This window comes from Sphingomonas sp. AP28, assembly GCF_056680455.1.
The window spans coordinates 2,128,589-2,152,784 of sequence record NZ_CM155283.1 but is presented as its reverse complement, the minus strand read 5'-3'; the positions used below and the strand labels follow the sequence as shown (position 1 = coordinate 2,152,784).

At 66.5% G+C, this 24,196-nt stretch carries 22 protein-coding genes; 9 read left to right on the top strand and 13 right to left on the bottom strand.

Going from position 1 to position 24,196, the window contains the following annotated elements; all coding sequences use genetic code 11:
- Positions 1-48: 48 nt before the first annotated feature.
- The 4 genes from AC1MH0_RS09765 to rpmF all read right to left on the bottom strand — a co-directional run bounded on the left by AC1MH0_RS09765 (position 49) and on the right by rpmF (position 2,656).
- The gene (locus AC1MH0_RS09765) at positions 49-348 is read right to left on the bottom strand and encodes an integration host factor subunit alpha (protein ID WP_056063634.1); all 300 of its coding nucleotides are present in this window, start codon (positions 346-348) and stop codon (positions 49-51) included.
- Between the two features lie 93 nt (positions 349-441).
- Positions 442-1,410: a beta-ketoacyl-ACP synthase III gene (locus tag AC1MH0_RS09760; RefSeq protein WP_480962622.1), complete on the bottom strand. Its 969-nt coding sequence runs from the start codon at positions 1,408-1,410 to the stop codon at positions 442-444.
- Positions 1,407-2,435, bottom strand: a complete 1,029-nt coding sequence (gene plsX / locus AC1MH0_RS09755) for a phosphate acyltransferase PlsX (RefSeq protein WP_056054397.1) — start codon at positions 2,433-2,435, stop codon at positions 1,407-1,409. The genes AC1MH0_RS09760 and plsX overlap by 4 nt, the downstream gene beginning before the upstream one ends.
- Positions 2,436-2,476: 41 nt before the next feature.
- Positions 2,477-2,656: a 50S ribosomal protein L32 gene (gene rpmF, locus AC1MH0_RS09750; protein WP_056054400.1), complete on the bottom strand. Its 180-nt coding sequence runs from the start codon at positions 2,654-2,656 to the stop codon at positions 2,477-2,479.
- Positions 2,657-2,871: 215 nt separating this feature from the next.
- Between rpmF and AC1MH0_RS09745 the strand changes: the two genes are divergently transcribed.
- Together AC1MH0_RS09745 and AC1MH0_RS09740 are read left to right on the top strand one after the other, a co-directional pair.
- Entirely contained in the window at positions 2,872-3,315 is a 444-nt protein-coding gene (locus AC1MH0_RS09745) for an MAPEG family protein (RefSeq protein WP_480962621.1), read from the top strand.
- Positions 3,312-4,937, top strand: coding sequence for a M28 family metallopeptidase (locus AC1MH0_RS09740; RefSeq protein ID WP_480962620.1), 1,626 nt, complete (start codon positions 3,312-3,314; stop codon positions 4,935-4,937). The genes AC1MH0_RS09745 and AC1MH0_RS09740 overlap by 4 nt, the downstream gene beginning before the upstream one ends.
- Positions 4,938-5,192: 255 nt before the next feature.
- Here the strand turns inward: AC1MH0_RS09740 and AC1MH0_RS09735 are convergent, their stop codons facing one another.
- A complete protein-coding gene (locus AC1MH0_RS09735) occupies positions 5,193-5,870 on the bottom strand; it encodes an MBL fold metallo-hydrolase (protein ID WP_480962619.1) in 678 nt (225 codons plus the stop codon).
- Positions 5,871-5,950: 80 nt separating this feature from the next.
- On the opposite strand from AC1MH0_RS09735, the gene pabB reads away from it, so the two are divergent.
- The 4 genes from pabB to msrA all read left to right on the top strand — a co-directional run bounded on the left by pabB (position 5,951) and on the right by msrA (position 10,179).
- Complete coding sequence (gene pabB / locus AC1MH0_RS09730; RefSeq protein WP_480962618.1) at positions 5,951-7,711, top strand: aminodeoxychorismate synthase component I; 1,761 nt, start codon at positions 5,951-5,953, stop codon at positions 7,709-7,711.
- A gap of 50 nt (positions 7,712-7,761) precedes the next feature.
- A complete protein-coding gene (locus AC1MH0_RS09725) occupies positions 7,762-8,961 on the top strand; it encodes a pyridoxal phosphate-dependent aminotransferase (protein ID WP_121905087.1) in 1,200 nt (399 codons plus the stop codon).
- A 359-nt stretch (positions 8,962-9,320) separates the two neighbouring features.
- Positions 9,321-9,470: a hypothetical protein gene (locus tag AC1MH0_RS09720; RefSeq protein WP_480962617.1), complete on the top strand. Its 150-nt coding sequence runs from the start codon at positions 9,321-9,323 to the stop codon at positions 9,468-9,470.
- Positions 9,471-9,519: 49 nt separating this feature from the next.
- Complete coding sequence (msrA, locus tag AC1MH0_RS09715; RefSeq protein WP_480962616.1) at positions 9,520-10,179, top strand: peptide-methionine (S)-S-oxide reductase MsrA; 660 nt, start codon at positions 9,520-9,522, stop codon at positions 10,177-10,179.
- Positions 10,180-10,342: 163 nt separating this feature from the next.
- Here the strand turns inward: msrA and pdeM are convergent, their stop codons facing one another.
- Positions 10,343-11,005: a ligase-associated DNA damage response endonuclease PdeM gene (gene pdeM, locus AC1MH0_RS09710; protein ID WP_480962615.1), complete on the bottom strand. Its 663-nt coding sequence runs from the start codon at positions 11,003-11,005 to the stop codon at positions 10,343-10,345.
- A gap of 125 nt (positions 11,006-11,130) precedes the next feature.
- Here pdeM and AC1MH0_RS09705 point away from each other — a divergent pair, with 125 nt between their 5' ends.
- On the top strand, positions 11,131-13,104 hold the full coding sequence (locus tag AC1MH0_RS09705) for a potassium transporter Kup (RefSeq protein WP_480962614.1): 1,974 nt from the start codon (positions 11,131-11,133) through the stop codon (positions 13,102-13,104).
- Between the two features lie 199 nt (positions 13,105-13,303).
- Here AC1MH0_RS09705 and AC1MH0_RS09700 read toward each other — a convergent pair whose 3' ends face one another.
- The 3 genes from AC1MH0_RS09700 to AC1MH0_RS09690 form a co-directional block, all read right to left on the bottom strand.
- Positions 13,304-14,713 (bottom strand): M20/M25/M40 family metallo-hydrolase, encoded by a 1,410-nt coding sequence (locus AC1MH0_RS09700; protein WP_480962613.1) that lies wholly within the window; start codon positions 14,711-14,713, stop codon positions 13,304-13,306.
- A 59-nt stretch (positions 14,714-14,772) separates the two neighbouring features.
- On the bottom strand, positions 14,773-15,597 hold the full coding sequence (locus AC1MH0_RS09695) for a retroviral-like aspartic protease family protein (RefSeq protein WP_480962612.1): 825 nt from the start codon (positions 15,595-15,597) through the stop codon (positions 14,773-14,775).
- A gap of 354 nt (positions 15,598-15,951) precedes the next feature.
- The gene (locus AC1MH0_RS09690; protein ID WP_480962611.1) at positions 15,952-18,384 is read right to left on the bottom strand and encodes a ligase-associated DNA damage response DEXH box helicase; all 2,433 of its coding nucleotides are present in this window, start codon (positions 18,382-18,384) and stop codon (positions 15,952-15,954) included.
- A gap of 82 nt (positions 18,385-18,466) precedes the next feature.
- On the opposite strand from AC1MH0_RS09690, the gene AC1MH0_RS09685 reads away from it, so the two are divergent.
- Positions 18,467-19,072, top strand: coding sequence for a hypothetical protein (locus tag AC1MH0_RS09685; RefSeq protein WP_480962610.1), 606 nt, complete (start codon positions 18,467-18,469; stop codon positions 19,070-19,072).
- Positions 19,073-19,157: 85 nt separating this feature from the next.
- Here the strand turns inward: AC1MH0_RS09685 and lepB are convergent, their stop codons facing one another.
- Positions 19,158-20,093: a signal peptidase I gene (lepB, locus tag AC1MH0_RS09680; protein ID WP_480962609.1), complete on the bottom strand. Its 936-nt coding sequence runs from the start codon at positions 20,091-20,093 to the stop codon at positions 19,158-19,160.
- Between the two features lie 92 nt (positions 20,094-20,185).
- Here lepB and AC1MH0_RS09675 point away from each other — a divergent pair, with 92 nt between their 5' ends.
- Positions 20,186-21,184: a ligase-associated DNA damage response exonuclease gene (locus AC1MH0_RS09675; protein WP_480965718.1), complete on the top strand. Its 999-nt coding sequence runs from the start codon at positions 20,186-20,188 to the stop codon at positions 21,182-21,184.
- An 11-nt stretch (positions 21,185-21,195) separates the two neighbouring features.
- On the opposite strand, the gene AC1MH0_RS09670 is transcribed toward AC1MH0_RS09675, so the two are convergent.
- The 3 genes from AC1MH0_RS09670 to rpoN all read right to left on the bottom strand — a co-directional run bounded on the left by AC1MH0_RS09670 (position 21,196) and on the right by rpoN (position 24,148).
- Positions 21,196-21,594, bottom strand: a complete 399-nt coding sequence (locus tag AC1MH0_RS09670; RefSeq protein ID WP_480962608.1) for a DUF418 domain-containing protein — start codon at positions 21,592-21,594, stop codon at positions 21,196-21,198.
- 30 nt (positions 21,595-21,624) lie between these two features.
- Positions 21,625-22,587 (bottom strand): DUF418 domain-containing protein, encoded by a 963-nt coding sequence (locus tag AC1MH0_RS09665; RefSeq protein WP_480962607.1) that lies wholly within the window; start codon positions 22,585-22,587, stop codon positions 21,625-21,627.
- Between the two features lie 61 nt (positions 22,588-22,648).
- Positions 22,649-24,148 (bottom strand): RNA polymerase factor sigma-54, encoded by a 1,500-nt coding sequence (rpoN, locus tag AC1MH0_RS09660; RefSeq protein WP_480962606.1) that lies wholly within the window; start codon positions 24,146-24,148, stop codon positions 22,649-22,651.
- Positions 24,149-24,196 lie beyond the last annotated feature (48 nt).

The following is a 24,196-nucleotide window of genomic DNA, read 5'->3' as shown; positions in this document are numbered from 1 at the left end:
TCGTCCGTGAACTCGCCATCGGAAGTATCGTCGTCGGGCATTACCGGGTCAGTCGGCACCGACGATGCGCTCACGCATCATCTGGCTCGCGCGGAACGTCAGGACGCGGCGCGGTGCGATTGGCACCTCGATGCCGGTCTTCGGATTGCGACCGACGCGCTCACCCTTGTCACGAAGCACGAACGTGCCGAATCCCGAGATCTTGACGTTCTCGCCCTCGGACAGCGCGCCGCACATCTCAGAAAGGATCTGTTCCACGATCTTCGAGGAATCCGCACGCGACAATCCCACCTCGCGGTGGAGGGACTCGGCCAGATCGGCGCGTGTCAGTGTACCGGTCATCGTCATTCGCAAGCTCCCAGTCTCGGCGCTTCTCTACACAAGGCGGAAGGCGACCGGAAGAACTTTTGTTCTACAAGCGAACCGATCTGTTTTCCGATATTAGAAACGGATAACCGCCGCACCCCAGGTGAACCCGCCGCCCATCGCCTCGAGCACGACGATCTGTCCTTGTCGGACACGTCCATCGCGCACCGCGACGTCGAGCGCGAGCGGCACGGAGGCGGCCGACGTGTTGGCATGCTGGTCGACGGTGACCACCACCTTGCCCGCCGCAAGGCCGAGTTTGCGCGCGGTCGCGTCGAGGATGCGGGCGTTCGCCTGATGTGGCACGACCCAGTCGACCTGGTCCGACGACAAGCCAGCCATCGCCAGCGACTCGGTCATCACCGAAGCCAGATTGGTGACCGCATGGCGGAAGACCTCCCGGCCCTTCATGCGCAGCTTGCCAACGGTGCCAGTCGTCGAGACGCCGCCGTCGACATAGAGAAGCTCGTTGTGACGGCCATCGGCGTGCAGCTTGGTCGTCAGGATGCCGCGACCGTCTTCGTCCGCCGTATCCTGCGCTTCCAGCACGATCGCGCCGGCGCCGTCGCCGAACAGCACGCAGGTCGTCCGGTCTTCCCAGTCGAGGATGCGGCTGAACGTCTCTGCGCCGATTACCAGCGCGCGCTTGGCAACGCCGCTGCGGATCATGCTGTCGACGACCTGCACCGCGTACAGGAAGCCCGAGCAGACCGCGGCGACGTCGAACGCGACGCAATCGTCGATGCCGAGCATAGCCTGCACCTTGGTGGCGCTGGCGGGGAAGGTCTGGTCGGGGGTCGCTGTGGCGAGCACGATCAGGTCGATGCTCGCGGCCTCGATGCCCGCGGCGGCGAGGGCAGCTCGGCACGCATCGGCAGCGAGCGTCGCGGTCGTCTCGCCTTCGCCGGCGATATGGCGGAAGCGGATGCCGGTGCGCTCGACGATCCACTCGTCGCTGGTGTCGACCTGCTCCGCCAGTTCGGCGTTGGAGACGCGACGCACGGGTAGGGCGGAGCCGGTGCCGATGACCACAGACCGGATCATGCGGCCTTCTCCACGCTGCCGAGATCGTCGGCGATGCGCCGGACCAGATCGTTGCGGACCATCTTGGCGGCATTGCCGATCGCCGTCGCCACGCCGCGCTCGGTGGCGCCGCCGTGGCTCTTCACGACGATGCCGTTGAGCCCGAGAAACACCGCGCCGTTGTGATTGTTGGGATCGAGGTGATCGCGCAGCAACTCGGTCGCCGGCCGCGAGATCAGGAAGCCAAGCTTCGAGCGCACCGAACTGCGAAACGCGCGCTTGAGCAGGTCCGCGACGAATCGCGCGGTGCCCTCGGCGGTCTTCAGCGCGATGTTGCCGGAGAACCCGTCGCACACGACGACGTCGACTTCGCCGCGCGACAGGCGGTCGCCTTCGATGAAGCCGTTGAATTGCATGTCGACAGCGGGCGTGGCGCGCAGCTGGGCCGCCGCATCGCGGATCTCGTCCGTACCCTTCATGTCCTCGCTGCCGATATTCAGCAGCGCGACGCGGGGGTGCGGGATGTCGAGCGCGGTGCGCGCATAGGCAGCGCCCATGATCGCGAACTGGACGAGGTTGCGCGCATCGCACTCGGTGTTCGCACCGAGGTCGAGCATCACCATGTCGGTATCGCCCAGCGTCGGCAGACGCGCCGCGAGGGCCGGCCGGTCGATCCCGGGCAGCATCCGCAGCGACAGCTTCGCCATCGCCATCAGCGCGCCGGTATTCCCCGACGACACCGCGGCGGCGGCGCGACCCTGTTTGACCAGATCGATCGCGATGCCCATCGAGGTCTTCTTGGCACGACGAATCGCCTGGGTCGGCTTGTCGCTCGACCCGACGACTTCCGGCGCGTGGACGATCTCCGAATGCTGCGACAGGTTCGGATGAGCCTTCAGCCCCTCGCGAATCGCAGCTTCGTCGCCGACCAGCAGGAAGCGCATGCCCTCGAATTGATGACGCGCGCGGGCAACACCGGCGAGCATCACTGCCAGCCCGTCATCGCCACCCATCGCATCGACCGCGATCCAGCCGCTGTCGGGCATCGCTTATCCTTCGTTCAAGTTAGAGGTTCCGGACGGAAGCCTCAGCCCTCGATCGAGAGGATTTCGCGACCGTTATAGTGACCGCACGAACCGCACAGGTTGTGGGGACGCTTCAGTTCGCCACAATTGGGGCATTCCTGGAACGACGCGATCGTGAGCGAGTCGTGGCCACGGCGCATGCCGCGCTTGGAGGGCGAGGTTTTTCTTTTGGGGACGGCCATTTCGGCACCTTGTTCAATCTAAAGGTCGGGGCTCCGAGTACGTCCGGACACGGGACACAGGCAACCGACAAGAATGCCGGCCGCCTGAAGCAACCCATGCGGCCTGACGCTCGCGAAGCGTGGCGCTATAGCGATTTCACCCCGCGTTGCAAGCTTCGGCCCGGAGTGGCAGGGCATGCGCCTGACAAAAGACCTGATATTCGAGGGGCAACGCCGTGATATTACCCGTAACGCTGACGATCGCCGCGGCCGCCGCCGTCGTCAACCTGTGGCTCGCCTTCCGAATCGTGCTGATGCGCGTGAAGGATAACGTGCTGATCGGCGACGACGGCAACCAGCGGCTGCAGGCACGGATGCGCGCGCATGCAAACTTCACCGAGTACGCGCCGTTCATCCTGATCCTGATCGGGCTGATCGAACTCGCCGGCGGATCGACGCTGTGGCTGTGGATCGCCGGTGCGGTGTTCGTGATCGCACGAATCGCGCATGCGTTCGGTATGGACCGGACGACATCGAGCGTGCCGCGGGCAGGGGGCGCGCTGGCGACGTGGGCGCTGATGGCGGTGCTGGCCGGGTGGGCGCTGACGATCGCGTATCAGGCGAACAGCGTGCCGGCCGCGAAGACGTTCCAGGTCGTGCCGTCGGGGTCGCAAGCATGAGCGCGTTTCGCTTCCTCACTGCCGCCACGCTGCTGGCCGCGTCCCCTGCCGTTGCACAGGTCTCGCCCGAGCGACTGTCCGCCGACGTGAAGACGCTCGCCTCCGACTCTTTCGAAGGCCGTGCGCCCGGCACCCCCGGTGAGACCAAGACGATCGCCTGGCTGATCGCGCAGTTCAAGGCGATGAAGGCACAACCCGGCGGCCCAAACGGCAGCTGGACGCAACCTGTGCCGCTCGTCCACACCCGGATGGGCGCGGGCACCGTCCGCGCCGGCGACACCGCGCTGGTGCAGGGCCGCGACGTCTATCTCAGCACCGTCCGCGGCGTTGACCGTGTCGCCATCGCCAACGCGCCGATGGTGTTCGTCGGCTACGGCGTCAGCGCGCTCGAGCGCGGCTGGGACGACTTCAAGGGCCTCGACCTCAAGGGCAAGGTGGCCGTGTTCCTCGTCAACGATCCCGATTTCGAGGCAGTCCAAGGCGACGATGCGAAGGGCAAGTTCGGCGACCGCCGGATGACCTATTACGGCCGCTGGACGTATAAATACGAGGAAGCCGCGCGACGTGGCGCGGTCGGCGCGCTGATCGTCCACGACACGGCGGGCGCGGGGTACGGCTGGAACACCGTCACCGCCCCCGCCGGCGAGAATTACGATATCGTCCGGAAGGATCCCGAGTCGCGGGTGATGCTCCAAGGATGGCTGGAGGGCGGTGCGGCGACCCGGTTGTTCGCAAGCTCGGGCCTCGACCTAGTGACGTTGCGCAAGGCGGCGCGGCGGAGCGACTTCCGCCCGGTCGCGCTGAAGCAGGCGTTCACCACCGATCTGCCGGTCAAGCACGACACTGCCGTGAGCCAGAACGTGCTCGCCAAGTTGCCGGGCACGAAGCACGCGGACGAGGTCGTCATGTTCGGCGCACACTGGGACGCCTACGGCATCGGCGCGCCCGATGCGCAGGGGCGCACCATCCGTCCCGGCGCCAACGACGACGGCCTCGGCGTGGCGGGCGTCCTCGAACTCGCGCGCAATTTCGCCAAGGCCCCCCGCACCGATCGGAGCGTCGTCTTCGCGCTGTGGAGTGGCGAGGAGCGCGGGTTGCTGGGTTCCGAGACCTATGCGGTGAACCCGGTCTATCCGGCCGCCAAGACGGTCGCTAATTTGACGCTCGACATCCTCCAGACGGCAGGCCCCGCAAAGGACGTCATGCTGGTAGGCGCCGGGCAGAACAGCCTCGAGGACATGCTCGGCGATGCCGCGAAGGCGCAAGGTCGCGTCGTAACGCCCGAAGCGCTCCCCGAACGCGGTCTGTTCTACCGCGCCGACCATTTCTCGGTCGCACGGCGCGGCGTGCCGACGCTGCTGCTGATGGCGATCAGCGGTGCGCCCGACCTGGTCACAGGCGGCCGCACGGCAGGGCAGGCTTGGCTCGATGGCTATATGAAATGCTATCACCAGACGTGTGACGCGTGGAGGGCGGACTGGGACCTGCGTGGTGCTGCGCAGGACGTGGACTTGTTCAAGACAATCGGGACTAAGTTGGCGAACAGCCGGTTGTGGCCGGAATGGCGCGACGCGTCTGAGTTCAAGTCCGTGCGCGCTGAAAGCGCTGGGGAGCGAAAGTAAGACCAACCCTCACGCTCGCAACCACCCCCGGCGAAGGCCGGGGCCCAATTGGGGGAGGTCGATTGGCGTGGGTCACGTTCCGTTACAGCAACCTTTCCAATTGGGCCCCGGCCTTCGCCGGGGTGGAGAAATTGCGACGGGCGCGTTTCTTCTTGTTCCCCCGCGAAGGCGGGGGCCCAGGGGCCAAGCGTACCGCCCTTGGTTGAGTCTGGGCCCCCGCCTCCGCGGGGGAACAGCTAGGGTTGCGAGCAGCCGTTACCCCGCCAGCGCCCGATCGCTAACGAACATATTCGTCGCCCGCTCATGCGCGAACGTGCTCGCCGGCCCATGCCCCGGAATAAAGCTCGTATCGCTCCCCAGCGGCCACAGCTTCTCGACGATCGACTTCACCAGCGTCTCATGATTCCCCCCAGGCATGTCCGATCGCCCGACCGACCCCTGGAACAGCACATCCCCCACCTGCGCGAACTTCGACGGCGTGTGGTGGAAGATCACATGCCCCTCGGTATGCCCCGGCGTCTCGTACACATCGAGCACCAGATCCCCGACCGAGACCGTATCGCCCTCGACCAGCCACCGGTCCGGCTCGAAATTCACGCCCGAAATCCCGTATTTCGGCCCATCCTGATCGAGCCGCTGCAACCAGAAGCGGTCCGCCTCGTGCGGTCCCTCGATCGGCACGCCGAGGTCGTTCGACAGCCGTTTGGCGCCCCCCGCATGGTCGATATGCCCATGCGTCAGCAGGATCTTCTCGACCGTGACCCCCGCCTGTTCGACCGCCGCCATGATCCGCGGCAGGTCGCCGCCCGGATCGATCACCGCCGCCTTCATCGTCGCGGTGCACCAGATGATCGTGCAGTTCTGCTGGATCGGCGTGACCGGCACGATGGCAGCACGGAGCGGGGGCGCAGCGCGGAGGGGAGGATTTGTCATACCCTCGAAATAGGATAGCGCGCCCGTAGGAGCAATCGCCGCTTGCGGTTTGCCCCGCGCTCCGTGCAACAGTCGCGACGATGTGGACCGCGCCCTACGTGTTGCTCGATGACGCCCGCGAGGGGGGTGCGCCTGCACGATTGTACCGCGATCCGGTTCGGATCGTCCGCGCCGATACACTTGCCGAAATTCGCCCCGCACTCGACGCGTTACGAAACGCCCGCGCGGGGGGCCTGCACGCCGCCGGCTACATCACCTACGAAGCCGGCGCCGCACTCGCGTCGAGGCCCGTCGACGTCCGCACCGAAGGCCCGCTGCTCTGGTTCGGCCTGTTCGCCGAGTACCGGACGATCGCACCCGAAGACGTCGTCGCCCTCCTCCCCGACCCCGCCGGCGCGTGGACCGGTGCGCCCGAGCCGCTGATCGACCGCGACACCTACGACGCCAGCCTTGCGCGCGTGCTCGACCTGATCGCGGCGGGCGACATCTACCAGGCCAACCTCACCTTCGCCGCCACCGTCCCGTTCGCCGGCGACCCGCTCGCGCTCTACGCCCGGCTGCGGCGCCAGGCGAAGGCAGGCTACGGTGCGCTGATCGACACCGGCGAGACGCGTTTCTTGTCGCTCTCCCCCGAACTCTTCTTCGCGCTCGACGGCGACACGCTCACCTGCCGCCCGATGAAGGGCACCGCGCCGCGAGGCGACACGCCCGATGCCGACCGTGCGCTCGCTGAGACGCTCGCCGCCGACCCCAAGCAGCGCGCCGAGAACCTCATGATCGTCGACCTGATGCGCAACGACCTGTCGCGCGTCGCCACCCAGGTCGCGGTCCCCGACCTGTTCACCGTCGAGACCTATCCGACCGTTCACCAGATGACCTCGACCGTCACCGCAACCCTGAAACCAGACTGCGACGCGGTCGACGTCCTGACCGCGCTATTCCCCTGCGGATCGATCACCGGCGCGCCGAAGCAACGCGCGATGGAGGTCATCGCCGAGGTCGAGCACGCCCGCGTCCGCGGCATCTACACCGGCGCGATCGGGCGTTTCGACGCGAACGGCGACGCGATCTTCAACGTCGCCATCCGCACCTTGGCGATCCAGGACGGCGCGGCGACGATGAGCCTCGGCTCGGGTATCGTCGCCGACAGCGCAGCCGACGCAGAGTGGGACGAATGCCACGCGAAAGGCGCGTTCGTCACCGCCGGCCAGCGCCGCTTCGACCTGATCGAGACGATGGCGTTCGATCCCGAGGACGGCCTACCCCGCCTCGAAGCGCATCTCGCGCGGATGAAGGCGAGCGCAGAGGCCTTGGGCTTCACCTTCGACCGGCACACCGCGCGCAACGAACTCCAGGCCGCCACCTTCCGGCTGCGCGGACCCCGCCGAATCCGCTTGTTGCTCAGCCCATCCGGCGCGATCGCGATCGAGGCGGCACCGCTCCCGCACTCGCCTGCCCAAGCGACCGTCGCGATCGTCCCGCTGCCCGTCGCCGCGACCGACTTCCGCCTCCGCCACAAGACGAGCGCCCGCGCCTTCTACGACGACGCCCGGAAAGCCGCGGGGACGTTCGAGGTGGTGTTCGAGGACGCGGAAGGCTTCCTCACCGAAGGCAGCTTCACCTCGTTGTTCGTCCGACGTGGCGAACGCCTCGTGACACCGCCGTTACGGCACGGCCTGCTCCCAGGCATTCTCCGCGCCGACCTGCTCGAATCGGGCCGCGCAACCGAAGCCCCGCTGACCCGAGCCGACCTGACCGCCGGATTCTTCATCGGAAATGCAGTCCGTGGTCTCATTCCCGCCATCGTTACGGTTGCGAATTCGACCGATCGGCGCGTATAGCGCCCGCGAAATCCGCGGCGACGTTCGCGGACAACCGCAAAGGTTACACCATGCACGCATCCGCCGCGCTCGGCCGCATCAGCCCCTCGCCGACGCTCGCGATCACGTCGCGCGTTCTCGAACTGAAGCGCGCAGGCGTCGACGTGATCGGGCTTGGCGCGGGCGAACCCGATTTCGACACGCCGGACTTCGTGAAAGAGGCCGCGATCCAGGCGATCCGCGACGGCAAGACCAAGTACACCAACGTCGACGGCACGATCGAGTTGAAGCAGGCGATCGTCGCCAAGTTCGCGCGCGACAACAACCTCACCTACACCACCGACCAGATCAGCGTGAACGTCGGCGGCAAGCACACCCTGTTCAACGCGATGGTCGCGACGATCGATCCGGGCGACGAAGTCGTCATCCCCGCGCCGTACTGGGTCAGCTATCCCGACGTCGTGCAGTTCGCGGGCGGCGTGCCGGTGATCGTCAAGGCAGGCCCCGAGGTTGGCTACAAGCTCGATCCCGCGGCGCTCGACGCGGCGATCACGCCGAAGACCAAGTGGGTGATCCTCAACTCGCCGTCGAACCCGACCGGGGCCGGCTACACGATCGACGAGCTGAAGGCGCTCGGCGCGGTGCTGGCGAAGCACCCGCACGTCTGGATCTTCGCCGACGATATGTACGAGCACATCGTCTATGACGGCTTCAAGTTCGCGACCATCGCCGAGGCCTGCCCCGAGCTGTTCGAGCGCACGCTGACCGTCAATGGCTGCTCGAAGGCGTATGCGATGACCGGCTGGCGGATCGGCTACGGCGCAGGCGCATCATGGCTGATCAAGGCGATGGCCAAGCTCCAGTCGCAGTCGACCTCGAACCCGTGTTCGATCGCGCAGGCGGCGGCGGTGGCGGCGCTCAACGGCGACCAGTCGTTCCTCGCCGAGCGCAACACCGCGTTCCAGGGCCGTCGCGATCTGGTCGTGTCGATGCTCAACGAGATCGACGGCATGCACTGCCCGACGCCCGAGGGAGCGTTCTACGTCTATCCGTCGTTCGCCGAACTGATCGGCAAGACGACGCCGAACGGCCGCCTGATCGACACCGACGAGGCGATGGTCGGCTATCTGCTCGACGACGCCAAGGTCGCCGTGGTGCAGGGCGCCGCGTTCGGCCTCAGCCCTGCATTCCGGATCAGCTACGCTACCTCAGACGCGCTGCTCCGCGAGGCCTGCACGCGAATCCAGACGGCGTGCGCCGCACTGAAGTAATACGAAGCTGAACGATCCTCCCCCGCCAGGGGGAGGTGGCTGGCTCTTGCCAGACGGAGGGGGAGGCAGGCGACCACGTTGGTTCCGTATCCTCCCCCTCCGTCACCTTCGGCGACACCTCCCCCTGGCGGGGGAGGATCGCAAGCGTCTGCCGGCAACATGCGAGACACGTGGTGACATCTTTCGGCAACCCTGCCGGGCGATGCCTGCTGCACGATGAACGCATCGGCCACGGCGCGTTAATCGAGAGTTTCTAAAAACGACATTGTGGTTGGCCGGCATCTCTACGACATGCCGGTTCGTAACTGACGCTGACCTATCCGGTCGGCGCCATCACTGGGTTTCATTGGGATCGCATCATGCGCAGCATCGTAAAGTCGAGTTTCTTCTGGCAGTTCAGCGGCGGTTTCGTCCTCGGCGCCATCGGCTTGCTCGCACTGCAACCCGCCGAAGCCCGCCAGACCTTCGCCAGCCATTTCGAGCACAACGTCTCCGCCACTGCGCGATAACAGCGACGATGGCCTAGCGAAGACGAGCGGCAACCCCATGTATCAAAACATGAAAAAGCCGCTTCTCGCCACGCTCACCGCCATCGGTATCGCCGGTGCGTTTATTGCCACCGGCACCGCGCAAGGCGCCCGCGCCGTCGTCATCCCCGCCGTCAAGACCGACCTTCCCGCAGCGCCCGGCATCCAGACCGCGGTGCTAGCGGGCGGCTGCTTCTGGACCATGGAAGCGGTGTTCGAGCATGTGAAGGGCGTAAAGGCGGTCACGACCGGCTATGCCGGCGGCACCAAGGCGACCGCGACCTACGACCAAGTCTCCGCCGAGACGACCAAGCATGCCGAAGCGATCAAGATCGCTTACGATCCCCGCGTCGTGAGCTACGGGACGCTGCTCCGGGTATACTTCTCGATCGCGCATGATCCGACGACGCTAAACCGCCAGGGACCGGACAGCGGCACCAGCTATCGTTCGGCGATCTTCCCGCAGTCGCCCGCGCAGGCGCAGGTGGCGCGCGCATACATCGCGCAACTCGGCGCTACGCATGCGTTTTCCGGGCCGATCGTGACGAAGCTGGAGAACGGGACGTTCTATCCGGCCGAGGCGTATCACCAGAATTTCTACGACCGGAACCCGACGCATCCGTATGTCGTCATGTGGGACAAGCCGAAGGTAGCCGCCTTCCGCGCGGCGTTCCCGACGATTTCTAGCTGAGGCTGCACCTACCGTAAGGGCGTTCCACCCCGGCGAAGGCCGGGGCCCAATTGGAAAGGTTGCAGTAACGACGGACGAACCTTCGTTATACGCCGCCCGCAATTGGGCCCCGGCCTTCGCCGGGGTGGTGCTATTTACTTGTCTACCTGACCAGCGACAAACCTCAGGCCGCAACCGGAAACCGCAGCATCCGGTCCGCCACCGGCACCATAGCCTCCGCGCCAACCCCGACCGCGCGCACGATCTCCGGATGGTCCACGTCCAACCCGCCCGTCAGCGACCCGAACGCCGGCAGGATCAGCTTCGTCGCAGTTGCCACGAAACACCGCCGCGCCACCTGCTTCCCCCGTACCCTTAGCCGAAGCTTCGGATGGAAATGCCCCGACAGTTCCGGCCGCGTTTCCGCCCGGTCAGCTTCATGCCGCAGTACCAGCCCGTCGACGACGACTTCGTCCACCACCTCCCCGCCACACCGATCGAGGATCGCCGGATCGTGATTGCCCGTGATCCACGTCCAGCGCGTCCCGTCGGTCATCGCCCGCAGCATGTCCTGCGCACGCTGCGGCAACCGCTCGCACCCGTCGCTGTCGTGGAAACTGTCGCCAAGACACCATACTTCGCACGCGCCGGTCGCAGCGACCAGCGCGGTGAGATCGGCCAGCGTCGCGATCGAATCATACGGCGGCAGCATCTGGCCGCGTTTCGCGAACCAGCTCGCCTTCTCGAAATGCAGGTCGGCGACCAGCAGCGCACGCCGCTCCGGCCAGAACAGCGCGCCTTGCGCCAACGCCAGAAGCGCATGCCCGCCGAACGAAAAGGGAACCATCCGCCCGCCATGCCGCCCCCGCCGCACCGAATCAAGCCGCCATCGTCGCGAACCGGGTGGGGGTTGCGCATGCCCTCAATCGGCGTAAAGCGCGCCGTCCCCTCAGGAGGAGCGCTCTTCGCGCCATGACGTCCGTCGCCGGAACACCCCAAACTGCCGCTGTACCGGAAACGCCTGGCGATCTGTCGGCGGCGCATCTGCATCCGCACCCCGCGCTCGCCGCCTTGACCGTCGGCGCGATCGGCGTGGTGTTCGGCGATATCGGCACCAGCCCGCTCTACGCGTTCCGCGAGGCACTCGGCCAGACGTCCGCGGGCGGCATCGATCCCACCGAGATTCTCGGCGTGCTCAGCCTCGCGCTCTGGTCGCTGTTCCTCGTCGTCACCGTCAAATACGTCATCTTCCTGATGCGCGCCGACAACCAGGGCGAGGGCGGCGTGCTGGCGCTCGCGGCGCTCGCCCGTCGCGCGCTCGGCATGCGGTCGCGGATCGCGATCGTGCTCGGCGCGGCGGGCGCATCGCTGTTCTACGGCGATGCGATCATCACGCCGGCGCTGTCGGTGCTGTCCGCGATGGAAGGCCTGCGGACGATCCCGAGCGCCGCGCACATCTTCAACGAAGGCGTCGTCCGTGCGCTGACGATCGCCATCCTGATCGGGCTGTTCCTGATCCAGTCGCGCGGCACGGCGCAGGTATCGAAGCTGTTCGGCCCGGTCTGCATCCTCTGGTTCGTCGCGATCGGCGCGCTCGGCATCTGGCACATCGCCGACGAGCCCTCGATCGTCCGCGTGTTCCTGCCGACCTACGGCATCTCGTTCCTCGCCACGCACGGCGTCACCGGCCTGTTCGTGCTCGGTGCGGTGTTCCTGACCGTCACCGGCGCCGAAGCGCTCACAGCCGACATGGGCCATTTCGGCAAGCTGCCGATCCGCATCGGCTGGTTCTTCCTCGTGTTCCCGGCGCTCGCGCTCAATTACCTGGGGCAGGGCGCATTCGCCTTGTCGCGGCTCGAGGATGCGGCGGCGCGCGGCGTGCCGTTCGTCAATCAGGACTGGTTCTTCCTGATGGCGCCCGAATCGCTCCGTCCCGCGCTGATCATCCTCGCCGGCTTCGCGACCGTCATCGCCAGCCAGGCGGTCATCACCGGCGCATTCTCGCTGACGCAGCAGGCGATCCAGCTCGGCCTGCTCCCGCGCCTGCGCATCCGCCAGACCTCCGCGGTGTTCGCCGGCCAGATCTATCTGCCGGCGATCAACTGGCTGTTGCTGATCGGCGTGCTGGTGCTGGTGATCCAGTTCAAGACGTCGTCGGCGATGGCGGCCGCATACGGCATCGCAGTGACCGGCACGATGGTCGTCACCACCTTGTTGGCCTACATCGTCGTCCGCCACCGCTGGAACTGGTCGCGCCCACTCGCGCTGGCGGCGATCCTGCCGTTCCTGACGCTCGACCTGATCTTCTTCGGCGCGAACATCCTCCGCGTGATCGAGGGGGGCTGGGTACCGCTCGTCATCGCCGCTGCGATCGGGCTCATCATCTTCACCTGGGTGCGCGGCAAGAAGATCGTCAGCGCGTTCGAAAAGCGTCAGAGCATCCCGCTCAGCGATCTCGCCTCGGCGCTGGAGAAGCGTCCGCCCGAGCGCGTGTCCGGGACCGCGGTGTTCCTGACCGGCAACCCGCACGCGACGCCGGGCGCGCTGCTGCATAATCTCAAGCACAACAAGGTGCTCCACGAGCGCAACCTGATCGTCAGCATCCGCACCGCCGACCGTCCATTCGTCGACGAAGCGTCGCGCGCGAAGGTGGAACGCGTCGACGACAATTTCTCGATCGTCGTGCTGACCTACGGCTTCATGGAATCCCCCGACGTGCCCCGCGATCTCGGCGTCGGCAACAAGACCGAGCAGCTCGGGCTCGACCCGATGCGCACCTCGTTCTTCATCGGCCGCAACACGCTGAAACCCGACGCGGAAAAGGGCATGCCGCCTTGGCAGGACCGGATCTTCCTGTTCCTACAGCGGAATGCGAGCGACCCGACGGACTTCCTGAAGATTCCCCCCGGCAAGGTGCTCGAACTAGGCGAACAGGTCACAGTGTAAGCCGAGAGTGGGGCGGACGGTTTCGAAGCGGGAAGCGCGTGCTCCCTCGCCCCTTCGGGGAGAGGGAAGGGGCCCGCGGCGCTTGCCGTGGGAAGGGAGAGGGGTGTTGGGATGCACCGTCTCGAGCCTCACGCCCCTCTCCCTTCCGCCGCCTTCGGCTCCTCCCTCCCTCTCCCCGGAGGGGCGAGGCACGTGGCACTCACCCAGCGAACGCCTTTACCAAGTCGAAGAGGTAGTCGCGGCCGTCGTAGAGCGACGTTACGCGGATCCGTTCGTTAAGGCCGTGGATGCCGCCCATGTCCTTGTCGATGAACACCCCCGGCGCCCCATAAACCGGGATCCCGATCGCTTCGAAGAAGATGCCGTCCGTCGCCCCGGTCGACATCAGCGGCAGGATCGGCAGCCCCGGAAAGTGCTTCGCCGCGATCTTGGTCACCGGCCCCATGATCTTCGGATCGAGGGCCGGCGGGATCGCAGTTGGCCGCACCGGCTGGTTCGCCGTCACGGTCACCTTCGCCCCCGCAAGTTCCTTCAGCTTGGCGAGCGTGCCATCGACCGTCTCCCCGGGAAAGATCCGGCAATTGATGTTCGCGGTCGCGCGCTGCGGCAACGCGTTCTCGGCATGCCCCGCGCTCAGCAGCGTCGCCACACACGTCGTCCGCAAGGTCGAGTGCATCGCCTTGTCGCGGCTGACGATCGCATCCGCCGCCTTGTCCTCGGGGTTGGCGAGCAACCGCGTGATCGCATCTCCCATCTCGCCCGGCATCGCCTTCGCACTCGCCGCAAAGAACGCCTTGGTCGTGTCGGTGAACTTCACCGGAAACTCGTAGCCCTGTACCGCCTTCACCGCGTCGGCGAGCTCGTAGATCGCGTTCTCCGGGATCGGCTGCGAGCTGTGCCCGCCCGGGTTGGTCGCCAGGAACGTATAGTTCTGCGCGGCCTTCTCGCCGACCTGGATCGCGAGCAACTGGCGCTTGCCGTTGTCGTCCAGCCGCCCGCCGCCGCCCTCGTTCAGCGCGAACTCGGCTGCGATCAGGTCGGGCCTCGACTTCGCGAGATACTGCGCGCCGTTCCACGCGAACGTCGTCTCTTCGCCGCAGGTCAGCGCGAGCTTGATCGTCCGCTTCGGCTTGTACCCGCTCGTCTTGAAGCGGATCATCGCGTCGGACCAGATCGCCGCCTGAGCCTTGTCGTCGACGGTGCCGCGCGCGTAATAATAGCCGCCTTCCTCGATCAGCTTGAACGGATCGCGCGCCCAATCCTCGCGCTTGGCCTCGACCACGTCGAGATGCGCGAGCAGCAGCATCGGCTTGATCGACGCGTCCGAACCCTTCAGCACCGCGACCAGCCCGCCGTCCTTCGGGTGCTCGGGCACCGAGAAATAGGTGATGTCGGCATCCGCATAACCCGCGGTCTTTAGCCGCGCACCGATCTGCGCCGCCGCCTGCGTACAGCTGCCAGCGGACAGCGTCGTGTTGGTCTCGACCAGCTCTTTGTAGAGCCCGAGAAACGCCTTCTGGTCGGGTCGCGATTGCGCCTGAGCGGAGAGCGCCGTTGTCACGGGGGTCGTCAGGATTGCCGCCGTGAGTAGCCAGCCAGTCGCGCGCATCGTCGTCCCCTTTTTCGTTTCAGGCGGGAGAGTTGCAGCGAACGCCCGCGGACGCAACCTCAGCGGCGCAGCTCGCCACGACGGCGCGTCTCGCGTGGCAAGGTGAGCCGCACCTCGCGGTTGGCAAAATCGATGTCGACGCGGCGGAACAGTTGCAGCACGTCCATCCCGAGCAGCATCGCGGGACGCTCGGCAAGACCGAACAGCCGGAACGGCGGTGCATCGATCGCAGTGAACGCCACGGGCAGGTCGCCGAGCGTCAGGCTGCCGATCGTGACGCGGTCGATCGTCGTATAGTCGGCAACCACGGTCTCGCCGGTGACGCCGGTCAGCGACACGGGCTGTGATGACCCCGCGCTGCCCAGTCCCTTGCGCGTCACCCTGCGGCGGAGCGCGCCGTTGGCCATGCTGATCGATGTACCGGTGTCGAGGATCACGCGGATTCGGATGCCGTTGCAATAGGCGTCGGTGACGACGAGCTGCCCGAACAGGCTGCGGGCCCGGATGACGATTTCGTCGGGGCCTGCGCGCTCGCGGCTCTGCCGTTTGTGCGATGGCGTGACGGTCATCGTCTTGGCGTCGAAATCGATGCCGACCGCGTGCGCCTGCAACGCATCGATCCCGAGCAGCCCGCGCGCGCCGAGATTGATCGCGCTGATCGCCGGCGCCTCGATCGCGGCGCTGCCGATGACGCTCACCTTGAGCGAGGGAATCATGACGGTGCCGATGCTGTCCGAGCCGGTCATGCCGGTCACGCGGACAATGCGGCCAGGCGCAAGCCCGAGCGTGGCCGCGAGTTCACGGGAAATCACGGTCCGCTGGGCGCCAGTATCGACGATGAACGCGAACGGTCCTGCGCCAGCGATCGTGACCGGCACCGTCATGCGGACTTGGTCGTCGCCGAACAAAAGCGTGGCGGGGTCGGGTTCTGCTGCCGATGCTGCGCTGGGCGAAGGTGCAGCATTGGGGCGTGGAGAGGCCGCGTCCTGAGCGCTAGCCTGGGCGGCAATGGCTAGCAGTAGAGGGACTAGCCACCTGCGCATGCTGCACCTGATTTCGCGCACGCGCAACTACCGTAGTTAGGGAAGAACGCTGCTACAAACTGCACCACCCCGGCGGAGGCCGGGGCCCAGTTGGAAAGGTGGCAATAACTGCAAGCCGCCCTTCGTTAGCAGCGTTCCCCAACTGGGCCCCGGCCTCCGCCGGGGTGGTGTGTTTGGGTGGGGGGAGGGCGACTTTCAATCCGGCCGCATCGCGTCGGCGATCATCGCCTCCGCCTCGATCAACAACGCATCGTCCGAACTGTTGGTCGAGATTTTCTCGCGCCCGATCAGCGTCAGTACCGGTACCGCGAGCGGCGTCACGCGCTCCAGATCGACATGCACCATCGTCGCCGCCGCGCGGTCGAGCAGCGATGCAAGCCGCCCGACATCGGTCATCCGCGCGCGCGCATCCGCCCACGCCGCCTCCAGCAACAGATGCGTAGGCTCGTACTTGCGCAGCACGTCGTAGATCAGATCGGTCGAGAACGTCACCTGCTTGCCCGTCTTGCGCTTGCCCGGATGCTGGCGCTCGACCAGCCCGCCGATCACCGCCACCTCGCGAAACGCCCGCTTCAACAGGTGCGATTGCTGCACCCATTCGACGAACTCATGCTCGAGGATATCCGCCGAGAACAACGCGGCGGGGTCCGTAATCTTCTCCAGCCCGTACACCGCCAGCGCGTAATCATTGGCGACGAAACCGAGCGGTTTCAGCCCCTGCGTCTCCATCCGCCGCGTGATCAGCATGCCGAGCGACTGGTGCGCGTTCCACCCCTCGAAGCTGTACGCGACCATGTAATGCCGCCCCTCGCGCGGGAACGTCTCGATCAGCAGCTGGCCAGGCTCGGGCATCACCGACCGATACGCCTGCATCTCCAGCCATTCCCGAACGTCGTCGGGGAAGCGCGCCCACTCACCGGGATGCGCGAGGAACCCGCGAACGCGATCGGCGAGGTTGGTCGACAGCGGCATCCGGCTGCCGCCATAGGTCGGGATCCGCGCCGGCTTCGACGTCGCGCGGACGACGAGGTCCTCGAGGTCGATCTTCATCACCTCCAGGCTGAGCCCGGCGAAGAAGAACGTGTCGCCGTGGCTCAACTGCGCCGCGAACGCCTCCTCGACGCGACCCAGCACGCGGCCATTGCCGAACCGCACGTTGAGCATCGTCGCCTCGACGATGATCCCCGCGTTCAGGCGGTGTTGGCCGATAAATTTGGGGTGGCTGACTCGCCACGTCCCGTCCGCGTCCTTTGTCAGCCGCTTGAACCGATCATACGCCTTCAGCGAATAGCCGCCGTCGCTGATGAAATGGAGCACGCGCTCGAACGTCTCGGTCGGTAGCGCGGAATAAGGGAGGGCTGAGCGGATCTCGTCGAGCAACGCAGCTTCGTGGAACGGGGCCGCGCACGCACACGCCATCACATGCTGCGCCAGCACGTCGAGCGCACCGACGCGGAAGATGTCCGCATCGAGTTCGCCCGCCTCGACCGCGTCGAGCGCCGCGCGTGCCTCGAGATATTCGAAGCGGTTGCCCGGCACAACGATCGCCTGCGACGACTCGTCGAGCCGGTGGTTGGCGCGACCGATCCGCTGCAACAGCCGCGACGACCCTTTCGGCGCGCCCATCTGGATCACGCAATCGACATTGCCCCAGTCGACCCCGAGATCGAGGCTAGACGTCGCGACCAGCGCACGCAGTTTGCCCTCTGCCATCGCGTTCTCGACTTTTCGACGCGCCTCCTTGGCCAAGCTGCCGTGATGGACGCCGATCGGGAGGTTGCCCGAGTTCACCTTCCACAGATCCTGGAAGATAAGCTCGGCTAGGCTGCGCGTGTTGCAGAACACGATCGAGGTCTCGTGCGCTTCGATCTCGGCCATCACCTGCGCGGCGGCATAGCGACCCGAATGCCCCGACCACGGCACGCGGCCCTCGGGCAGCAGGATCGCGATGTTGGGATCCGCGCCGGGCTCGCCGCGGACCATCGCGACCTGGTCGATATCGCCGTCGGGCGCGAGCCACGCGCGATAGCCATCGGCATCCGCGACCGTCGCCGACAGCGCAACGCGGCGCATCCCCGGCGAGATCGTCTGCAACCGCGCCATGCAGAGCGAGAGCAAGTCGCCGCGCTTTCCGGTCGCGAACGCGTGCACCTCGTCGACCACGATCGTGCGGAGGTTCTCGAACATCGTGATGCTGTCGGGATAGCTCAGCAACAGCGACAGAGACTCCGGGGTCGTCAGGAGAATCTGCGGCGGCTTGATCCGCTGCCGTGCCTTGCGGTCCGACGGCGTATCGCCGGTGCGCGTCTCGACCCGGATATCGACGCCCATCTCGTCGATCGGCGTCAGCAGGTTGCGCTGCACGTCGACCGCGAGAGCCTTCAGCGGCGAGACGTAGAGCGTGTGAAGCCCGCTAGTCGGCGCCTCGATCAGTTCGGCAAGCGTCGGCAGGAACCCGGCGAGCGTCTTCCCCGCCCCGGTCGCCGCCACCAGCAGCGCATGATGCCCAGCACGGCCTTCCGCCAGCATCTCCAGCTGATGCCGACGCGGCCGCCACCCGCGCGACGCGAACCAGTTTTCGAGGGGAGGGGGGAGGTCGCTCACGGCCTGTTCACGCATCATCGTCATATGGGGGCGTTGCGCCGCACCGCTATGGACGCGGCGCAAACGGCTGGCACACTGCCAAGCCTCTCTATATGAAAGACGATCGGTGACGCTTCTTCGCTTTTTGCTGCCACTGCCACTGCTCGCTTTTCTCCCCTTCGCCAACGCCAGCGCCGCGACCAAGTCCTTCCTCGGGGCCGGCGGCATGGTCCGGCTATCCTATCCGTCGGCGCTGACCCCGACGCGCAACTTCGCCGGACGCGCATTGATGAACCCGGGTTGGCGCCAGGTGTGGGACGGCAGCCCGGTCGGTCGCGGCGTCGGCATCGTCCGCTTCTGGCAGGTCGCCAAGCCGAGCGACGGCCAGGGCCAGGTCACAGAAATGGTGCAGGTCGGTTTCAGCCGCAGCGCCGCGGTCGTCGCGACCTGCGGCACTGCGGGGCTGAAGTCGGGAAGCGGTCGGCGCCTGCCCAACCGGATGCTCGGCGGTCACCGCTGGACTGTATATGCCAATGGCGACGCGGGCATGAGTCAGCAGGTCGACGCAACGAACCTGCGCACCGTCGTCGACGGCACGTGCTATGCGATCGACCGCGTTACCTACGCGGTCAAGGCGGCGGCAGTGCCGGCACGCAACGCACCGACCCAGGCGGTCGCCGCGGCGCAGATGGACGCGATCGTCGCGACGATAAAGATCGGGCGCCGGCGCTGATCCGGCGCTCCACGCCGAACTCCGCGATCCTTGCCGCCGCAATCGCCTCCCTTGGAAATGCGGGTCCAAGACCGGCAACAACTCTCTAGCGGTCGAGCCGATCGCCAATTTTAGCGCGATTGCTGCTCCAGTGAATGTACATCGCACGGCCGATGATCGCCGTCGTCGGCACCATCCCGACGCCGAGTTGATCGGGCGACACGCGGCTGTCCGCCGAGCGATCGCGGTTGTCGCCCAGGACGAAGACATGGCCTGGCGGGACGGTGACCTGGCGCGTGTCGTCGAACAGCGACGTATCTGTGTCGAGTATGCGATGGCTGGAGCGCTCTCCCGGCAGGCGCTCCGTCAGGATCGTCGCGGGATGTCGGCCGTCGAAATCGTCGACCACCATCTTGCGTAAGATGTGCTGGGCGGCCGCGACCCCATTCACGATCGGCAGGCCCGCGCGCATCGCGATCCTGTCCCCGGCGATTGCCGCGACCCGATTGATGCGAACGCTGTCGGTCGCCTGGAAGACGACCACGTCGCCCAGCATCGGCGGTGCACGCCGGCGCATGTCGACGACGAACTTGTCACCCCTGCCGATCGTCGGCGCCATGCCGTCGGATGGAGTGTAGAACGGCTTGTAGAAATGGTGCATCAGTGGCGTCAGGCCCTGAAGAAGGCCAAGCACGACCATTGTCATCGGCACCAGCGCATACCAGCGCGACCACCAGCGCGAAGCGATACGGTGTCGGCTCCGACGCCATGTAAGCAGGATCGGCGCGATGTACATCGCGGCCAGCAACGCGGTGACCAAGGCGAGCGCAGCTACCGCCGTACCGAAACCGGTCACAGGCAGGTGCCCGAACCCGAATGTGATGAGCGCGCCCAACGCGACCGGCGCCACGAAAAACAGCGCGCCGCGCCAATTGCCGAGTCGGATCAGTCCAAGTCCGGGAAGTATCAGGTTGAGCGCGGAGACGCCTACCCGCGCAGGCGCGCTTCGTCGGTCGACCGGCTCTTTCATCGGATCGTTCATTCGACATCCCCCCGGTATATGCGGCCATCGTACCCGACACGGCGCGCGCGACAATGCTGGCACCGCTCGTCCGGTTCGCGCGTATTACCTCCATGGCAAAACTCGGCGACTGGCTCGAACCGCACCCGCACGGCATCCTTGTCAGGCCGATCGACGCGTGGATCGATCCCTCGATCCCGACCGCGAAGGCGCTCGTCACGCATGGCCACGCCGATCATGCGCGGGGTGGTCACGAGGCGGTCTGGGCGACACCGGAGACGCTGGCGATCATGGACGCGCGCTACGGCCCGCAAGCCGGCAACCCGGTCGCATATGGCGAGACGATCCGGATGGGTGAAATAGACATCGGCTTCGTCCCCGCCGGCCACGTGCTCGGCTCCGCGCAGATCGTGCTCGACTATCGCGGCGAGCGGATCGTCGTCTCGGGCGATTACAAGCGCCGCGCGGACCCGACCTGCACCCCGTTCGAACCCGTCAAATGCGATGTCTTCATCACCGAAGCGACGTTCGGCCTGCCGGTCTTCCGCCATCCCGATACCGGCGACGAGATCGACAAGCTGATCGCAGCGCTGCACGCCAACCCCGATCGCTGCGTCGTCGTCGGCGCCTATGCGCTCGGCAAGGCGCAGCGCGTGATCGCCGAACTGCGCGAACGCGGACATGAGGCACCGATCTACATCCACGGCGCGCTGCAACGGCTGTGCGACCTGTATGCGGAGCACGGCGTCAGGCTGGGCGAACTCCTCCCCGTCGCCGACGCGAAGAAGGTGGACATGGCGGGACATGTCGTGATGTGCCCGCCCGGCGCGCTCAACGATCGTTGGTCGCGGCGGCTGCCTGACCCGATCACCGCGATGGCGAGCGGCTGGATGCGCGTCCGCGGCCGTGCGCGCCAGAAGAACGTCGAACTGCCGCTGATTCTTAGCGATCACGCCGACTGGGACGAACTCATCGCCACGCTGACCGAGATCGCGCCCCGCGAGGTCTGGGTCACGCACGGCCGCGAGGACGCGCTGGTCCACTGGTGCATGACCCGCCAGATCAAGGCGCGCGCGCTCGCGCTGGTGGGGTTCGAGGACGAGGACGACTAAGCCCTCGGACCTCACGCCGGGCGTAATTCTCCGGAGAAGGGCGGCAACGTCGCTTTGCGCCACGGCAGCGCGCGTCCCTCCACCAGCGAGCGCCACGCCCACTCCACCGGGGCGATGTCGAACCGCCGCACATAGGCGTTGGCGAGCAGCAACAACGCGATGTTGATCGCCAGCGCGGTCGCCATGAGCCCGGCCCAGCCGAGCGTGCCGTACAGGGCAAGGCCGAACGGCGGGAACAGGATCCACAGGCAGACGATCGTCTGCAGGATGTAGATCGACAGCGCGGTCCGCCCGGCCGCGATGAACGGCCGCAACAGCGTGGCGCCGAACCCGGTGCCGAGCAGCAGGCACACCGCGCCGACGTGGCCGATCGTCATCGCCTCGCGCGCGACTTCGACGGTGGCCCACATCGTCTTCGGCGCATCGTCGAACCGCGTCTGCTAGATCGCGCCGACGATCCGCAGCGGGATGGCGACCGCGTAGGCGATCAGCGTCATGCGCAGGTAGAAGCCGCGCGATCGCGCGCCTTGCAGGATACCGAGCTTGTAGAGCGCGGCGCCGATCAGCATCACGCTGGCGGCTTCCCAGACGAACAGCAGTTCGAACCCGTGGGTCTCGAGATAGACCGTGATGCTCCACTGCATCGCCGCCCATGTCGCGAAACTGCTGGTACGCGCCTTGTCCTCGGCAACGATCTTGGCGCGGGCCTCGGCCTTGCTCTTCGCGCGCTTGGCGTTGCCGGTCGCGACCTTGGCAAGCAGTTTTCGATCGTCCCCGCTGACCGGTCGACCCGCGGCGCGCGCGGCGCCGATTTCGGCGACTCGCGTTTGCTCCTGCAGCGTCTGGTAATAGGCGAAATAGCCTGCGCCTCCGAGTTGCGCCACGGCCGCGACCAGCCCGATCGTGATCAGCCAGCGCGGTCGCATGCGTCGGAACAGGAATGCGACCATCGCGGCGATCGCGTAGGTGTGGAGGATGTCGCCGGGCCACAACAGGATGAAGACGTGGACGACGCCGAACCCGAACAGCAGCAGGTTGCGGAGGTAATAGCGCTTCATCACGACGCGCTTGCCCAGGCTGCGCGCGGCGCGATCGGTCAGGATCACCATTCCCGCGCCGAACAACAGTTCGAGCATGCAGCGCGCGGTTCCGTTCGCGATCACTTCGCGCAACCACCAGGCGACCTGGTCGGCCGGGGGCCAGCCAAGATGCCGGATATCGTCGAACGACGCCCAGAGCGAACCGCCCACGTCGTTGATGTTCATGAACAAGATGCCGAGGATCGCGATCCCGCGGAGGATGTCGAGCACAGCGAGACGTGGGGCACCATCGGGCTCTGTCGCCTGCAATATGCTTGGTTCGGCGGCCGTAGCGCCTGAGTCGCGAATGGCTTGGTCGTACATCGTTCTGGGCCCCCCCGAGATGACAGGCCCGACGCTAGGCCTATCGCGAGGAAAGGCAAGCTTAGCCGGCGCCCTCTAATGTACGGGCGCGGCGGCGTTGTACGGAACTGCCGATTCCCAATGCTTCGCGATACTTTGCGACGGTCCTGCGCGCGATATCGAAGCCTTTGGCATTGAGCAGGTCGACCAGCGTGTCATCTGACAAGATCTTCGCGCCCTCGGTGTCGATCAGCGCGCGGATCGCCGCCTTCACCGCCTGCGCCGACACCGCCTCGCCGCCGTCCGCCGACTGGATCGCGCTCGTGAAGAAATATTTCAGCTCGTACAGCCCGCGCGCGCACGAGACGTATTTGTTGCTCGTCACGCGGCTGACGGTCGATTCGTGCATCTCGATTGCGTCGGCGACCTGACGCAGCGTCAGGGGCCGCAAGTGCGCGACGCCCTTAAGGAAGAACGCCTCCTGCTGCTTCACGATCTCGGTCGCGACCTTGATGATCGTCCGCTGGCGCTGGTCGAGCGCCTTCACCAGCCAGTTCGCGCTGGCGAGGCAGTCCGACAGCCACGCCTTCGACGCCTTGTCCTGCTGCCCGCCCGACAATTCGGTGTAATAGCTGCGATTGACCAGCACGCGCGGCAGCGTGGTGGCGTTGATCTCGATCGCCCAGCCAGCTTTCGTACGCGCGACGAACAGGTCGGGCGTCACCGACTGCGCCGGTTCGCCGCCATAGCGACACCCCGGCTTAGGATCATAGCCACGCAATTCCCGGATCATGTCCGCCATGTCCTCGTCGTCGACGTCGCACATCCGCTTCAACCGAGACAGTTCGCCGCGCGCAAGCAGGTCGAGGTTGTCGATCAACCGCGCCATGCACGGATCGTAACGGTCCGCCTCGCGCGCCTGCAATGCGAGGCATTCCGAAAGGTCGCGCGCGCCGACACCGGTCGGGTCGAAGGTCTGGATCGTCGCCAGCACGGCCTCGACGCGGACCAGCGGTACGCCGAGCCGATTGGCGATGTCGAGCAGCGACACGGTGAGATAGCCCGCCTCGTCGATCTGATCGATCAGATGCGCGGCAATGAACGCGTCTTCGTGCGGGATCGCCGGGCCAGCCTGTGCGAGCAGATGATCCGCGAGGCTGAGGCTGGTATCCGCGAACGCGTCCAGATCGGGGGCGTCCTCGCCGCCCGCTCCCCCCGCGCTCGCGCCGGTCATCGACAGCGCGCCGTCCATCCCGCTGCCGCCATCTGCGACGCTGTCCTGCTGGTGGCTTTCGGTGGCGTAGTCGACGTCGAGCGTCGGTTCGTCGCCGCTACCGGTGCCCGTGACCAGTTCATCGGCGGCGACGCGTTCGTCGCGGACTTCGGCGGCGGGCTCGCGGTCGGGCGCGTCGCCATCCTCGGCGGCGCTGGCTTCGAGCAACGGGTTGCGCTCGACTTCCTCGGCGATGAACCCCTCGATCTCCAGGTTCGACAGCGCTAGCAGCTTGATCGCCTGCTGGAGCTGCGGGGTCATCACCAGCGATTGCGACTGGCGGATATCCAGGCGAGGGGCAAGGCTCATGCCACCCCGTCCATTCGTGCTGAGCGAAGTCGAAGCACCGGCTCGCGC